Origin of the sequence: Nocardia sp. NPDC050435, assembly GCF_040655395.1 — a bacterium.
GTDB lineage: Bacteria > Actinomycetota > Actinomycetes > Mycobacteriales > Mycobacteriaceae > Nocardia.
The window spans coordinates 64,249-80,048 of sequence record NZ_JBFAJW010000002.1; the positions used below are offsets into that span (position 1 = coordinate 64,249).

General features: G+C 70.1%; 5 protein-coding genes. 2 read left to right on the forward strand and 3 right to left on the reverse strand.

The features are described 5' to 3' along the window. Nucleotides 1-3,123: a type I polyketide synthase gene (locus tag AB0I43_RS04510; RefSeq protein ID WP_356974585.1), complete on the reverse strand. Its 3,123-nt coding sequence runs from the start codon at nucleotides 3,121-3,123 to the stop codon at nucleotides 1-3. After that, the gene (locus AB0I43_RS04515; RefSeq protein ID WP_357431225.1) at nucleotides 3,123-9,668 is read right to left on the reverse strand and encodes a type I polyketide synthase; all 6,546 of its coding nucleotides are present in this window, start codon (nucleotides 9,666-9,668) and stop codon (nucleotides 3,123-3,125) included. The genes AB0I43_RS04510 and AB0I43_RS04515 overlap by 1 nt, the downstream gene beginning before the upstream one ends. A gap of 173 nt (nucleotides 9,669-9,841) precedes the next feature. On the opposite strand from AB0I43_RS04515, the gene AB0I43_RS04520 reads away from it, so the two are divergent. Then, on the forward strand, nucleotides 9,842-11,347 hold the full coding sequence (locus tag AB0I43_RS04520; protein ID WP_356974583.1) for an NAD(P)/FAD-dependent oxidoreductase: 1,506 nt from the start codon (nucleotides 9,842-9,844) through the stop codon (nucleotides 11,345-11,347). A 164-nt stretch (nucleotides 11,348-11,511) separates the two neighbouring features. After that, complete coding sequence (locus AB0I43_RS04525) at nucleotides 11,512-13,596, forward strand: MMPL family transporter (protein WP_356974582.1); 2,085 nt, start codon at nucleotides 11,512-11,514, stop codon at nucleotides 13,594-13,596. Between the two features lie 61 nt (nucleotides 13,597-13,657). On the opposite strand, the gene pabB is transcribed toward AB0I43_RS04525, so the two are convergent. Then, a complete protein-coding gene (pabB, locus tag AB0I43_RS04530; protein ID WP_356974581.1) occupies nucleotides 13,658-15,772 on the reverse strand; it encodes an aminodeoxychorismate synthase component I in 2,115 nt (704 codons plus the stop codon). Nucleotides 15,773-15,800: the final 28 nt, after the last annotated feature.

Sequence of the window (15,800 nt, forward strand, 5' to 3'; positions counted from 1 at the left end):
TCACAGCTTGATCAGCGTGTTCTCGTCACCGACGGCCTCCAGGGCGCGGCCGCGGATGAGTTCGGCGAGGGCGCGTGGGGTCGGATGGGTGAACAGGTCTTCCAGGGACAGCGCGACACCGGTGAGCACCACCAGGCGGCTGCGCAATTCCAGGGCCGACAGGGAGGTGAGACCGACTTCGAGGATCGTCGCCTCCACCTCGATCTCGTCGTCGGCCAGATCGATGAGTATTTCCCGGATCTGGGACTTCACCAGCGCCAGCACCGACTCGGTCTGCGCCGCTTCCGGTAGCGCGAGCAGGCTCTCGCGCAGCGCCGCTACGGCCTGCTCGCGCGACCGCGTATCGAGTTCGCCCACGCTGCCGACGACGTCCGGCTCCTGCTCCGCGCTTCCGCTCCAGTAGTTGCGGCGCTGGAAACGGTAGGTGGGCAGATCGACCGCGCGGGCGCCGGAATCGGCGAAGATCGAGGCCCACCGCACCGGGACGCCGCGGGTCCAGGCACCGGCCAGCGCCCGGAGCAGGCCACGCTCCTGCTGCTCGACGCCGCGCATGACGGGGATCGCCGAGCAGGCCGCGTCGGTCATGCATTCGTGGCTCAGCCCGGACAGCACCTCGCCCGGTCCGACCTCGAGCAGCGTGGTCACCCCGGAGGCCAGCAGGAACTGGATGCCGTCGCCGAATCGGACCGGTTCGCGGGCTTGGCGCACCCAGTAACCGGGCGACCGGAGCTCGGCCGCGGTCGCGAGTACACCGGTCACGTTGGACACTAGCGGAACAGCCGAATCCCGCAGCTGGACCTGCCCGAGCACCGCCGCGAAGTCGGCCAGCATGCTGTCCAGCTGCGGCGAGTGGAAGGCCCGCTCCGCCTTGAGCCGCTTGATCCGGCGTCCGCGCTCGCGCCAGCTCCGCGCCACCGCCAGCACCGCGTCCTCGGCGCCGGAGATCACGGTCGAATTCGGGCCGTTCGCCGCCGCGACCGCCACCTGGTCGGCGTGCTCGCCCAGCGCCGCGACGACCTCCTCGAACGAAGCCCGCACCGAGACCATCGCGCCGGGCGGGAGCGCCTGCATGAGACGGCCCCGCGCGGCCACCACGGCGACCGCGTCGGGCAGGGACAGGACACCGCCGATATGCGCGGCGGCCAATTCGCCGACCGAGTGACCGAGCACGAAATCCGGCTGCACCCCCCAGGATTCGAGCAACCGGAAGAGGGCGACCTCGACGGTGAACAGCGCGGGCTGGGTGTAGTCCGTGCGATCCAGCACACCGTCGGCCGAGCCGAGGATCGCCGTGCGCAGGGACCCGTCGAGGTGCTCGTCGAACGCGGCGCACAGCTCGTCGAAGGCGCCGGCGAAAACCGGGAACCGTTCGTAGAGTTCACTGCCCATGCCCGGCATCTGGCTGCCTTGGCCGGGCAGCACCACGGCCAGCCGGCCGCGCTGACGGGCCCGGCCCTGCACCGTGGTCGGCGCGAAGGCGTCCTGCGCGACCGCGGCGAGGCCGGCCAGGAAATCGGCCCGGCTGTCCGCGATCAGCACCGCCCGGTGCTCGAACGCGGCACGGGTGGCGGCCAGCGAATACCCGATGTCGGTCAGCGCGCCGCCGGGATCAGCCGCCAAGGTCTCGCGCAGCGCGTCGGCTTGATCGCGCAGCGCGCCACTCGATTTCGCCGACAGCACCCACGGTTGCACGACGCCGGTCGGCTCCGCCGCGCGATCAGAGGTTTCCGCCGCAGCCTCCGGATCGTGCTCCAGGACGACGTGCACATTGGTGCCGCTGATGCCGAACGAGGACACCGCGGCCCGGCGCGCTCGGCCGGTCCCCGGCCAGGGCTGCGCGGCGGTGGCCAGCCGGACCGGCCCCACCGTCCAGTCGACGTGGGTGGACGGCTCGTCGACATTCAGGGTCGCGGGCACGGTACCCGCCCGCATCGCCAGGACCGCCTTGATGATTCCGGCGACCCCGGCGGCGGTCTGGGTGTGGCCCATGTTCGACTTGATCGAGCCCAACCACAGCGGCGACTCCTCGGGCCGATCCTGGCCGTACACCGCCAGCAGCGCCTGTGCCTCGATCGGATCGCCGAGCACGGTGCCGGTGCCATGCCCTTCGACGACATCGATGTCCAGCGGCGAGAGCCGGGCGTTGGCCAGCGCCTGCCGGATGACGCGCTGCTGAGCCAGACCGCTGGGCGCGGTCAGCCCGTTGGACGCGCCGTCCTGGTTCACCGCGGAACCACGCACCACGGCCAGCACCGGGTGCCCGTTCCGGCGTGCGTCGGACAACCTTTCGATGAGCAACAGCCCGGCGGCCTCACCCCAGGCGGTGCCGTCCGCGGCGGAGGCGAAGGCCTTGCACCGCCCGTCCGGAGCCAGCGCACGCTGCCGGGAGAAGATCGAGAAGGGCGCGGCCGTCGCCATCACCGTCACCCCGCCGACCAGCGCCAGTGAGCATTCGCCCGCTCGCAGCGCCTGCGCGGCCTGATGCAGCGCCACCAGTGACGACGAGCACGCCGTGTCCAAAGTGACGGCGGGACCGTCGAATCCGAACAGGTAGGAGATCCGTCCCGACGCGACGGCCGGCGCGTTGCCGGTGAGGGTGTAGCTCAGCCCGCCGGCCCAGGACTCGGGGTTGGTCAGGGCGTAGCCCTGATCGTTCATCCCGACGTACACCCCGGTCGCGCTCCCGCGCAACGAGACCGGATCGATCCGGGCCCGCTCGATCGTCTCCCAGGCGACCTCCAGCAGCAGTCGATGCTGCGGGTCCATCGCCCGGGCCTCGCGCGGGCTGATCCCGAAGAATCCCGCGTCGAACTCGCCCGCGTCCCGGATGAAGGCGCCGGTCCGCACGGCGGACGCGAAATCCGCGTCCGGATCGGGGTCGTAGAACGCGTCCAGATCCCAGCCTCGATCCGCCGGGAAGTCCGACATCAGATCCCGGCCCTGCGCCAGGGCCTGCCACAGCTCCTCGGGCGAGCGCAGCCCGCCCGGAAAGCGGCAGCCCATGCCGATGATCGCGATGGGCTCGGACAGTCGCGCGTCCAATTCCTGGACCCGCTGCTGGCTTTCGTGCAGTTCGCGCGCCGCCTTCTTCAGGTACTTGCGCAGCTCCGCCTCGGTCGCCATCAGAGCGACCCCGCCGCGCCGTAGGCCGCTGCCGAGCGCGGCTTGTCGATGAAGTCGAACAGCTCGTCGTCGTCGGCGCTGTCCAAGCTGGCCAGCACCTCGTCGGGTTCCTCCCCGCGCAGCGTGCGGACCAGCTCGTTCAGCCTCGCGGTGATGTCGTCGAGTTCGGAGCGGTCGAGTTCGACGTCGGCGCAGACGCCGCGCAGCGCGTCGATCTGCGCCACGATCCGCGCCGGACGGTCGTCGGCCGGGGCGATCTGCTGGCGCAGATATCCCGCCAGCGCGGCGGGCGTCGGATAGTCGAACACCACGGTGGTCGGCAGTTTCGCGCCGGTCGAGGATTTCAGCCGGTTCCGGAATTCCACGGCGCTGAGCGAGTCGAACCCGAGATCCATGAACGGCTGATCCACGCCCACCGCCTCCGGCGAATCGTGTCCGAGGACCGCTGCACCGTGTGCCCGGATGATTTCCAGGATGAGCCGTTCCTGCTCGGTCTCGCTCTTTCCGATCAGGCTCGCCACCAGCTTCGACGACTCGACCGATCCGCCGTCCGCGGTGCGCCGGCCCGCCCGCACCACCGCGCGCAGGGTCGCCGGCAGATCGTCGATGTTCTTGCGCAGGGTCGCGACGTCGATCTTCGCGGGGACCGCCGTCGCCTGTCCCAGCGTGAGCGCCGAGTCGAGCAGTGCCAGCCCCTCCTCGTCGGGGATCGGCAGGAAGCCCTCCCGATGGATCCGGGCGCGGTCCTGGGCGGTGAGGTGCTCGGTCATCCCGGTGGCGCGTTCCCACAGACCCCAGGCCAGCGACGTCGCGGGCAGGCCGAGCGTGTGCCGGTGCTGGGCCAGCGCGTCCAGGAAGGCATTGGCGCCCGCGTAGTTCGCCTGACCGGGCGAGCCGAAAACGCCCGCCACCGAGGAGAACAGGACGAACAGGGAGAGGTCCAGCTCGCGCGTCGCCTCGTGCAGATTCCAGGCCGCGTCCGCCTTGGACCGGAACACGGCCTCGATGTGCTTGGGAGTCTGGCCGATGAACAGCGCGTCGTCGATCACGCCCGCGGTGTGCACGACGGCGGTCAGCCGATGCTCGGCGTCGATGCCGGCCAGCACCGCCGCCAAGGCGTCGGGGTCGGCCACGTCGCAGGCGGCGAAACCGACCCGCGCGCCCAGCGCGGTCAGTTCCTCGGACAGCTCCTGGGCCGAATCCGCCTGGGCGCCACGCCTGCTCACCAGCAGCAGGTGCCGCGCGCCGTAGCGGGTGACCAGATGCCGGGCGGCCAGACCACCCAGCGACCCGGTGCCGCCGGTGATCAGCACGGTGCCCTCGGGGTCGATCGCCTCGGGAATCATCAGGACGTTCTTGCCGATGTGGCGCGCCGAGCCCAGGAACCGGAACGCCTCCGGCGCCCGGCGCACATCCCAGGTGGTCACCGGCAGGGTGGTCAGCGCACCGGCCTCGAACAGGCGGACCAGTTCGAGCATGATCTCGTGCAGCCGGTCCGCGCCCGCCTCCATCAGGACGAAGTTGCGGTACCAGACCCCGGGGTGCGCGGCCGCGACCTCGTCGGGATCGCGCAGGTCCGTCAGGCCCATCTCGACGAAGCGCCCGCCGCGCGGCAGCAGCCGCAGCGACGCGTCGACCATCTCGCCGGCCAGCGAGTCCAGCACCACGTCCACGCCTCGACCGTCGGTCGTGGCCAGGAACTTCGCCTCGAACTCGGTGGTGCGGGTGTTGCCGATCTGGTCCTCGTCGAAGCCCTGGGCCTTGAGCACCCGCCACTTCGGGGTGCTGGCGGTGACCAGCAGTTCCACGCCGAGATGCCGGGCCAGTTGCACCGCGGCCATACCGACGCCGCCGGTGGCGGCGTGGATCAGCAAGGTCTCGCCGGCCTGCACCTTGGCCAGGTCCACCAGGGCGTAGTAGGCGGTGGCGAACACCGCGGGCACCGCGGCAGCCTGCGCGAACGACCACCCGGCGGGCATCGGCACGAGGGTGCGGCGGTCGGTCACCACGGTGGAGCCGACCCCGGCGAACAGGCCCATCACCCGGTCGCCCGGCGCGAATTCGGTGACGGCGGAACCGACTTCCAGCACCACGCCGGATCCTTCGCCGCCGATCGGGGCGTTCGGATCCGGGTACATGCCGAGCACGATCAGGACGTCGCGGAAGTTCATGCCGGTGGCGCGCACTGCGACCCGCACCTGATCCGGCCCGAGGCCGAAGGTCTCGACCGGTGTGAGCACCATGTTCTCGCCACTGAGCGCGCCGGACCCGAGCGCGGTGAGCGCCCAGTCCGTCGTGCCGACGAGGTCCGCCGCACCGACGGTGTCGACGCCGGCGCGACCCACGCGCGGGGCGTGCAGCGCCGTCGCGCGGATCGCCAGTTGCGGTTCGGTGTCCACGGCCAGCGCGACCTCGACCGCGTCGCGATAGTGCGCCCAGTCGTCGACGTCGACGATCATGATCCGGCCCGGGTTCTCGTTCTGGGCGCTGCGCAGCATGCCCCAGATCGCGCCGGCCGCGAGATCCTCGACGTCCTCGGCGCCGTGCACCGCCACCGCCCGGCGGGTGAGCACCACCAGCGGGCTGCTCGGCGTTCCGCCGGCCAGCAGCGCCTGGACGCGGGTCAGCACCTCGGACACGCGTTCCCGCACCACGTCGGCGGGCGGGCCGTCGGCCGCGGTCGCTCGCAGCACGATCGCCGACCGCCCGCCACCTTCGTAGTGCTCCAGGTGCAGGGTGGCCGAGGTCGCGGCGAGCTCCGAGTCCTCCTCGGCGACGGTGTACGCCGTCCAAGTCCCGGCCGCGGGGGCGGCCTCCGGTCGCGACACCGGCACCCAGCCGAGCGCGAACAGCGATTCGTCGGTGCTCGCCGCGCTGCCGCGCAGATGATCCATCGCCACCGCGCGGACCGTCAGCGCCCGCACGGTCGCCACCGAGCGGCCGGACGGGTCGGTCAGGACCAGGCCGATCCGGTCGGCGCCGTCGGGCGTCACGCGCACCCGCACCGTGGTGGCGCCGATCGCGTGCAGCGTCACGCCCTCCCAGGCGAAAGGCAGCCGGATCTCCCCCGCGGCGGCGGTTTCCGGGTCGCCGGTGAACGCCATCGCGTGCAGCGCGGCATCCAGCAGCGCCGGGTGCAGTCCGAAACGCGCTGCCTCGGACTGCGATTGAGCGGGCAGGGCGACTTCGGCGAAGACCTCCGTCCCCAGCGACCAGGCGGCACGCAGCCCGCGGAACAGCGGCCCGTACTCGTACCCGATTCCGGCGAAGTTGTCGTAGAGCTCGGTCACCGGAATCGCGACCGCGCCGGCGGGCGGCCACGGGGCCAGGTCGTCGGCGGGCGCCGGGTCGGCGGCCGGGGCGATCACACCCACCGCGTGACAGGTCCAGGTGCTCTCGGCGCCGAAATCCTCGGTCCCGGCCGCGGGCCGGGAGTAGATCGACACCGATCGCTCGCCCGATTCCTGCGCGCCCCCGGCCACGATCTGCACTTCCACGCCGTCGGCGGCGGGCAGGATCAGCGGCGCCTGCAGAATCAGCTCGTCCACCTGCGGGCAATCCAGCAGATCGCCGATGTGCAGGGCCAATTCGACGAAGGCGGTCCCGGGCAGGAGTACCGACCCGCTGATGGTGTGGTCGGCCAGCCACGCGTGGGTGTGCCGGGACAGCCTGCCGGTGAGCAGCAGCCCACCGCCCTGCGCCGGCGTCACGGTCGCCCCGAGCAGGGGATGCTCGCTGGCGCGCAAGCCCGCTTCGCGGACATTCGCGCCACCGAGCGGGCAGTCGAGCCAGTAGCGTTTGCGCTGGAACGGGTAGGTGGGCAGGGCGATTCGCCGCCCGCCCGCCGCGGTGAGCGCTGCCGTCCAGTCCACGGCCGCGCCGGCGCCGTGCGCGGTGGCCAGCGCCGTGAGGAAGCCGGTGCGCTCGTCGCGCTGCGGCCGGAGCACCGGCACCACGGTGATGTCGTCCCAGTCGGTGTCGGCGACGCAGTCCTGGGTCATCGCGCTGAGCGCGGCGCCCGGTCCGACCTCGACGAACACCTTCGCGCCGCCGTGGCGGCGGGCCCACTGCGCCCCGGCGAGGAACTGCACCGGCTCCCGCAGATGCCGGACCCAGTAGTCCGCGGAGTGCAATTCGGCGGTCTCGGCCAGCTGCCCGGTGAGGTTGGAGATGACTCCGAGCGTCGGCGTCATCGGGGTCAGGCTGTCGCACACCGCCCGGAACTCGTCCAGGATCGGATCCATCAGCGGCGAGTGGAAAGCATGACTGACGCGCAGCTGCTTGGTGCGCACGCCCTGTGCGGCAAGCGTTTCCACGATTTCCGCCACCGCCTCCGCGACACCGGAGACCACTACCGCGTTCGGTCCGTTGACCGCGGCGATGCTGACCTCGCCGGCACGCCCGGCGAGCAGGGGCCGCACCTGCTCGACCGGTGCCGCCACCGCGACCATCGCGCCACCGGTGGGCAGCGACTGCATCAACCGGCCCCGGGCCGCGACCAGCTTGCAGGCATCCGCCAGCGACCACACACCCGCGACGTAGGCCGCGGTGATCTCGCCGATGGAGTGCCCGATCACGTAATCGGTACGCAGCCCCCAGGATTCGGTCAGGCGGTACAGCGCTACCTCGACCGTGAACAGGGCCGCCTGGGTGTAGGCGGTCTGGTCCAGCAGCTCGGCTTCCGGGCTGTCCGGTTCGGCGAGGGTCACCTCGCGCAGCGGCGTGTCGAAGGCGCCGTCGAAGTGCGCGCAGACCTCGTCGAAGGCCGCCGCGTACACCGGGTAGGCGGCGATCAGCTCCCGGCCCATGCCGACCCGCTGCGCGCCCTGACCGGGGAACAGCACCGTGGTCTTGGTCACCGAACCCGCGACGCCGCGCACCACCGCGTCGGTGCTCACGCCGGTGGCCAAAGCCTGTACACCGTCGAGCAATTCGGCTCGGTCCCGGCCCAGGATCACCGCGCGGTGTTCGAAGGTGGCGCGGGTCGCGCTCAGCGACAGCCCGATATCCAGCGGCGACACCGCGGGATTCGCGTGCGCGTGCGCGCTCAGCCGCTCCGCCTGCGCGAGCAGCGCCTCCGGGGATCGCGCGGAGAGCAGCCACGGGATCACCGGCATGGCGTCCGGCTCGGGTTCGGCGGTCTCGGACGGCTCGGCGACGGGTTCGGTGTACTGCTCCACCACCAGGTGTGCGTTGGTTCCGCTGATGCCGAAGGAGGAGACGGCGGCCCGGCGCGGATGGCCGTTGCGCGGCCAGGGCCGCGACTCGGTCACCAGCTGCACTTCGCCGACCGTCCAGTCCACGTGTTTGGACGGCTCGTCGACGTGCAGGGTCGGCGGCATGACGCCGTGCTCCATGGCCTTCACCAGTTTGATGACACCCGCGACGCCGGCGGCGGCCTGGGTGTGGCCCATATTCGACTTGATCGATCCCAGCCACAGCGGCTCGCCGTCGCGGCGCTCGGCGCCGTAGGTCGAGAGCAGGGCGTGCGCCTCGATCGGATCGCCCAGGGCGGTGCCGGTCCCGTGGCCCTCCACCAGGTCGACCTCGGCGGCGGGCACGCCCGCGTTGGCCAGGGCCTGGCGGATCACCCGCTGCTGGGCGGGCCCGTTCGGTGCGACCAGTCCATTGGAGGCGCCGTCCTGGTTCACCGCGCTGCCGCGGATCACCGCCAGGATCGGATGACCGTTGCGGCGCGCGTCCGAGAGACGTTCCAGCAGCACCATGCCGACGCCCTCGCCCCAGGAGGTGCCGTCCGCGGCCGAGGCGTAGGACTTGCAGCGGCCGTCAGCCGACAGGCCCCGCTGCGCCGAGAAGCCCACGAACGCTTCGGTGGTCGCGAAGACGCACACACCGCCGGCCAGGGCCAGGCTCGACTCCCGGGTGCGCAGCGACTGCACCGCCTGGTGCATCGCCACCAGCGAGGAGGAGCACGCCGTGTCCAGGGTGACAGCCGGGCCTTCCAGGCCGAGCGTGTAGGCGATGCGCCCCGAGGCGACACTGGAGGTGCGCCCGGTCAGCAACAGCGCGCCGAGCCCCTCGCGGTCACCGGTGATGGCAGGCCCGTAGGGGGTGGAGATCAGTCCGGCGAATACGCCGGTGTCGGTGCCGCGCAGCGTCGCCGGGTCGATGCCGGCGCGTTCCAGCACCTCCCACGCGGACTCCAGCAGCAACCGCTGCTGCGGATCCATCGCCATGGCCTCGCGGGGGCTGATCCCGAAGAACGCGGCGTCGAAATCGGCCGCGTCGTAGAGGAATCCGCCGTCGCGCACATACGACGTCCCCTCCTTCTCCGGATCCGGGTCGTAGGCGCCCGAATCCCAGCCGCGATCGGTCGGCCAGCCCGAGACCAGGTCGCGGCCCTGTGCCACGACGTCCCACAGATCCTCGGGCGAGGCCACTCCGCCGGGGAACCGGCAGGCCATGCTGACGATCGCGATCGGCTCGTTCGCCCGTGCCACCGTCTCCTGGAGGCGCTGGCGGGTGGTCTGCAACTCGGTCGCGGCTCGCTTGAGGTATTTACGGAGCTCTTCTTCGTTCGCCATGGGATACCGACCTCTAATTCGTGTGCTTTTTAGAAAAAGCTACTTATGCCGCGTAATTGCGGGGTAATCGCTGAGTCTGCGACCAGGCGGACGTGGCCGATTACTCGGCAATTACCGGGCGCTGCAACATGCTCCGTTGACGCCCGCTACGGCGGCCCTTAGCCTCGGCTACCATGAGCTCATCGCGTTCCTCGGCCCGCTCGCGTTCACCGCGGATCGCGGTCATCGGGGCCGGCATGTCGGGTATCTGCATGGCAATAACATTGCAGCGCGCCGGGTTCACCGATTTCACGATATTCGAGAAGCGTTCCGCGCTCGGCGGGGTGTGGCGGGACAATACTTATCCGGGCTTGACGTGTGATCTGCCGTCTCGCATATACCAATTCAGTTTCGCGCCCAATCCGGAGTGGTCCAGTTTCTTCTCACCGGGACCGGAAATAGACCGGTATCTGAGCGACGTCGCCGGGCAGTTCAACCTGGCACCACACATCAGATTCGACACCGAGGTCAGGTCGGCCGAATTCGACGGCGCGGCCTGGACCGTGCGCACCGACGACAGCGTGGAAGTTTTCGATTTCGTATTGTGCGCTACCGGAATTCAGCACAATCCGCATGTCGCCGAGCTACCCGGAATGGCGAGTTTCGCGGGTGCGATCTTTCATTCCGCACGCTGGGATCACAGCGCGGAGCTCACCGGCAAGCGGGTGGGCGTGGTGGGCACCGGCTCGACGGGCGTGCAGCTGACGACCGCACTGGCCGGAAAAGCCGCGCACTTCTCCCTGTTCCAGCGGACCGCCCAGTGGATGCTGCCGGTGCCTAATCCGCGATACTTCGACATCGCCCGATGGTTGCGGCGGCGCTATCCGGTCCTGGACCGGCTCAGCTACCGGACCATCCATTTCAGCTGCGAGTTCCTGTTCGACGCGGTGATCAATCCGGGCTGGCGGCGCACCGCCGCCGCGTGGATCTGCCGGGCCAACCTGCTTCGGGTCCGCGATCGCGAGCTGCGCCGGGCACTGACTCCCGACTACGTGCCGCTGTGCAAGCGCATCGTGGTGTCGACGAGTTTCTACCGGGCCGTGCAGCGACCGGATGTGTCGGTGGTGACCGACACGATCGAGCGTGTCGAGCCGCGCGGGATCGTCACCGCGGACGGCACACTCCACGAACTCGATGTCATCGTGCTCGCGACCGGGTTCGACCCGCGCAGCTATATGCGTCCCATGAATTTGATCGGCACCCATGGCCGAACCATCCACGAAGAATGGGAGACCGGTCCGAACGCATTCGAAACCGTGGCACTGCCCGGATTCCCCAATGTCTTTCTGCTCCTGGGCCCGAACAGCCCGGTGGGCAATTTTCCGCTGACCGTGGTCGCCGAATGGCAGGCCGAGCACATCCTCGGCTGGGTGCGGCGCTGGAGCGACGGCGAACTGGACACCGTCGAGCCGACCCGCGCGGCCGCCGAGCAATACAACGCGAGAATCCGTGCGGCCATGCCGAATACGGTGTGGACGAGCGGCTGCCGGAGCTGGTATCTCGGCGCCGACGGCAGCCCGGATCTGTGGCCCTTCACGCCGCGCGAGCATCGCACCATGATGCGTCGCGATCCGGACCTTGCGAATTATCACATCAGCACACCCGCGCACACCGCGGATCAGGCCGCGTCGACGAAATAGCGGAGAACCGAGACGCCGCCGAAACCATTCCCTGTACGGCTATTTCGGTTAGGATTACCGCCATGATCCACTGGTGGGGAAACATTCTCGTCGCGCGCCCGCGTGCGATTCTAGCGTTTGTGGTAGTGACAATTATCGGCGCGGGAATTTGGGGTCTGGGGGTGATGAATCACCTCAGCCTGGGCGGATTCACCGACCCGGACAGCGAATCCACCTACGTCGACGAGTATATCGAGCAGAATTTCGGCCGCATCGATGCCAGCGACCTGATCGTCCTGTACCGCCCGCAATACGGGCAGTCGCTGGATTCGCTCGGGCCGGCGGTCGCGGCGTCCTTCGAGCACATCGCCCCGGACCGCATGGTCGCCGCGCCGCGCACCTACTGGTCGATCCCGAATTCCGACCTGACCAAGCTGGCCTTCCGCTCCACCGACGGCAGCACCGGCCTGGCGACGTTCGCGTTCGCCGGTGACGAGGACGCCAGAATCCGCACCTACCTCGATGTCCGGGAGCACCTGGAGATCCCCGGGGTGGAGGTTCGATTCGGCGGTATCGCGGCCGTCGCAGACGCGTACAACCAGGAGGTGCTGACCAATGTGGTGCGCGCCGAACTGGTGTCGTTCCCGCTGATGCTGATTCTGCTGCTGTTCGTGTTCGGTGGCTTCGTGGCGGCCGCGGTGCCGCTCGCGGCGGCCGGATTGTCGTTGCTGGGCGCGTTTTTCGCGTTGCGGCTGCTGCAGCAGTGGACCGAGGTCTCCGCTTTCGCCGCCAACACCGCGTCGCTGATCGGGCTGGGCCTGGCCGTCGACTACAGCCTGTTCATGGTCAGCCGGTTCCGCGAGGAACTGCGTGCCGGGAGCAGCACCGAGGACGCCGTCCGCGCGATGATGGTCACCGCCGGTCGTACGGTCGGCACCTCGGCGATCCTGCTGGCCTGCGGGTCGATCGGCATGATGTTCTTCGACCTGGCCCTGATCCGCTCGCTGGCCTACGGCGGCCTGGCGGCGATGGCGGTCGCGGTGGTGGTGTGCCTGACGGTGCTGCCCGCCACCTTGCTGCTGCTCGGGCCCCGGATCAACGCCCTGGCCTGGCGGCGCGGGGTGATCGATCGGGTCGAGCAGCGCTCGGTGACCTTCTGGGGCAATTTCGCCGACTGGGTGCTGCGGCGGCCCATCGCGGTGTTCGCCGCGGTGACGGCGGTGCTGGTGGTCTGCCTGCTGCCGCTGGCGGGCATCAAGATCGGCGATGTCGACCACAACGGGTTGCCCAGTGACGCGCAGGCACGGGTCACGATGGATCGGTTCTACGCCGACTTCCCGCTGGCCCGCACCGGTGCGAAACTCCTTGCCCAGCACGCGGACGGGACGCCGGCGAGTGCGTCGGAGCTGGCCGCGATCACCCGTGCCGCCGAACGCGTGCCCGGCGTCTTCCGAGTGGAGGCGGTCGGGGGCCCCGATTCGGGGGTCGTCTACGCGAGAATGACCGACGCCGAACGGAGCCCGGCCGCGCAGCGCACCGTCGACCAGCTGCGCGCGCTCGCCACCGAACCGGGGACGACGCTGAAAATCGGTGGTACCACGGCGGTTTCGCAGGACGGCATCGCCGCCACCAAGGAGCGCATCCCGGCGATGCTGGGCTTCATGGTGCTGGCCACCTTCCTGGTGCTGCTGCTGAGTTTCGGCTCGCTGGTGCTGGCGGTGAAGGCGGTGCTGATGGCGGCCATCAGTCTCGGCGCCACCTACGGGCTGCTGACCTGGATCTTCGTCGACGGGCACGGGGCGGGATTGCTGGACATCACGCCGGGGCCGATGTTCGCGCCGATCGCGCTGATGCTCTCGACGCTGGTGTTCGGGCTCTCCAGTGATTACGAGGTGTTCCTGCTCTCGCGGATGGTCGAATCGCACGTCGACGGCGACGACACCGACACCGCGATCCGCACCGGCATCGCCCACACCGGCCGGGTCGTGACGGCGGCGGCGTTCCTGCTGGTCGCGGTGACCGTGGCCTTCTCGCTGACCTCGCTGACCATGATCCGGCTGATCGGCGTCGGCGTCATCATCGGTCTGCTCATCGATGCCACCATCGTGCGCATGCTGCTGGTCCCGGCCAGCGTGAAGCTCATGGGCCGGGCCAACTGGTGGGCCCCCGGCCCGCTCGCCGGCCTCATGGCCCGCGCCGGCCACTCTCGGGTGCGCGCTCCCGCCGAACTGCAGCCGGTGCCGCAGCACGCCGACAGCTCGAAGTCCTGATCCGACCGAAACCGCTCCCGCGCCACCTCTTCCGGAGGTGGCGCGGGAGCGCCGGTTCGGGTCAGGCCGGGACATCGGAGGGGTAGCCGATCTCATCGACCTTGTCGGAACGAACGTCCTCCGGCGCCACCGACCGCAACGCCGATTCCGCCTTGAGCATCATCTCGTCGAACTCCGCGGCGGCGTCCGAATCCAGCAGGACCGCTCCGCCCGCGCCGGCACGCAGCAGGCCGTCGTGGATGACCGCGGTGCGGATGACCACGTTCAGGTCGGCGGTGCCGTTGGCTCCGAGGAAACCGAGCGTGCCCGAGTAGATGCCGCGGGCCTGCGCCTCCAGCTCATCGGTGATCTCGATCGAGCGCAGTTTCGGCGCTCCGGTCATGGAGCCGCCGGGGAAGCAGGCCCGCACCGCCTCGATCACCCCGACTTCGGGGCGTAACCGGCCCTGGATCGTCGACACCAGCTGGTGCACCGTGGCGTAGGACTCCACTCGCATGAACCCCGGCACCGACACGCTGCCGATGTCGCAGACTCGGCCCAGGTCGTTGCGCAGCAGGTCGACGATCATCAGGTTTTCCGCACGGGTCTTGGCGCTGCCGGCCAGCTCTCGCGCGAGCGCCAGGTCGATCCGCGGATCGGGATCGCGGGGCGCGGTGCCCTTGATCGGTTTGGACTCCACGACGCGCTCCGGCGAGACCCGGAGGAACCGTTCCGGCGAGGAGCACAGTACGTGCAGTTCGCCGAACCGCAGATACGCCGCGTGCGGTGCGGGGTTGGTGCGTCGCTGCCGGCAGTACAGCTCCAGCGGGTCGCCGCGATACGGCGCCTCCACCATGGTGGTCAGGCAGATCTCGTAGCTCTCCCCCGCCCGCAACTGATCGATGCACGCGTCGACATTGCGCTCGTAGGTTTCCCGGGATTGCACGAGCCACGGTTCCGGGTCGAAACCCGGCGCGGCCGACCTCGCCGCGCCCGCGGCCGCGGCCCACCCGGCGAGCCGATCCATGGTTTCCGCGAGCCACCGGCCGGCGCGGGCGGCGGCGTGCGGGTCATCGCGGAACACCGTGACCACCCAGGTGCTGTCGTTCTCGTGATCGACGACTACGAGGCGGTCGGCCGACATCCACAGGGCGTCCGGATACGAGGACACATGTTTATTGGGCGAGCCGCACTCCTCCTTCAGCTCATAGCCGAAATATCCGACGTAGCCGCCGGTGAAGTCGAACGGCAGTTCCGGGGTCGGCGGCAGCGCCCGCTCGGCCAGCCGCCGCTCGAGCACCTCGAACACCGAGCCGAGCTCGGTCCGGGTCGCGCCGTCGGCGTCGCGGACGCCGACCATGCCCGAAGCGACGTCGTAGGTGAGTGTCTCGCCGGACGGACCCGCGGCCGAGCCGAGGTAGGAAAATCGCGACAGGCCCGGCTCGACGCGGCTGCTGTCCAGCCAGAACGAGTGCACGTCGTTCGCGAACAACGCACGGTACGCCCGCTCGGTATCGATCGCCGCGTCGATCCGCCGATAGTCGACCCGCCACCGCGCCGCGGGCGCGGCGGCCGGTGCCGCACGAAAATCGTTCCGCCCCGGCAAGGTACCGTCGCTGTCCGCCCCCACCAGGGCCCGGAAATTCTCCAGCAGGCGGGCGCCGTGCTCCGTGGCGATCGACTCCGGATGGAACTGCACCCCCCACCACGGCTCGTGGCGGTGCCGCAGACCCATCACCACGCCATCGGCCGACCACGCGGTCACCTCGAGCTCCGGCGGCAACGGCGATTCGACGCACAGCGAGTGATAGCGCACGGCGGTGAAATCCTGGGGGATGCCGGCGAACAGGTCACTGCCGCTGTGCCGGATCTGTTCCAGGTGCCCGTGCCGCGCCGCCGGCGCACGCACCACGTCGGCGCCCGCGACGTAGGCCAGCGCCTGATGACCCAGGCAGACGCCGAGCACCGGCAGACCGCTCCGGCGAATCAGGTCCAGGCTCATCCCGATGTCGCGCGGTGTGCTCGGGGTGCCCGGGCCCGGCGAGATCACCAGTGCGTCGAACGCATCGGGTGCGATCGTGCGCAGCGCCTCGTCGTCGTTGGCGAACACCACGGGTTCGCAGCCGTAGACCGCCGCCATCAGCTGAAAGAGGTTGTAGGTGTAGGAGTCGTAGTTGTCGATGAGTAGCGTTCGCATATCAGCTCCGGCTCGTGATCGGTTACTC

What these genes read in the sequence shown, in the direction of transcription:
- AB0I43_RS04510 (WP_356974585.1), bottom strand. Translation starts at nt 3,123, where the DNA reads ATGGCGACCGAGGCGGAGCTGCGCAAGTACCTGAAGAAGGCGGCGCGC.
- AB0I43_RS04515 (WP_357431225.1), bottom strand. Translation starts at nt 9,668, where the DNA reads ATGGCGAACGAAGAAGAGCTCCGTAAATACCTCAAGCGAGCCGCGACC.
- AB0I43_RS04520 (WP_356974583.1), top strand. Translation starts at nt 9,842, where the DNA reads ATGAGCTCATCGCGTTCCTCGGCCCGCTCGCGTTCACCGCGGATCGCG.
- AB0I43_RS04525 (WP_356974582.1), top strand. Translation starts at nt 11,512, where the DNA reads ATGAATCACCTCAGCCTGGGCGGATTCACCGACCCGGACAGCGAATCC.
- pabB (WP_356974581.1), bottom strand. Translation starts at nt 15,772, where the DNA reads ATGCGAACGCTACTCATCGACAACTACGACTCCTACACCTACAACCTC.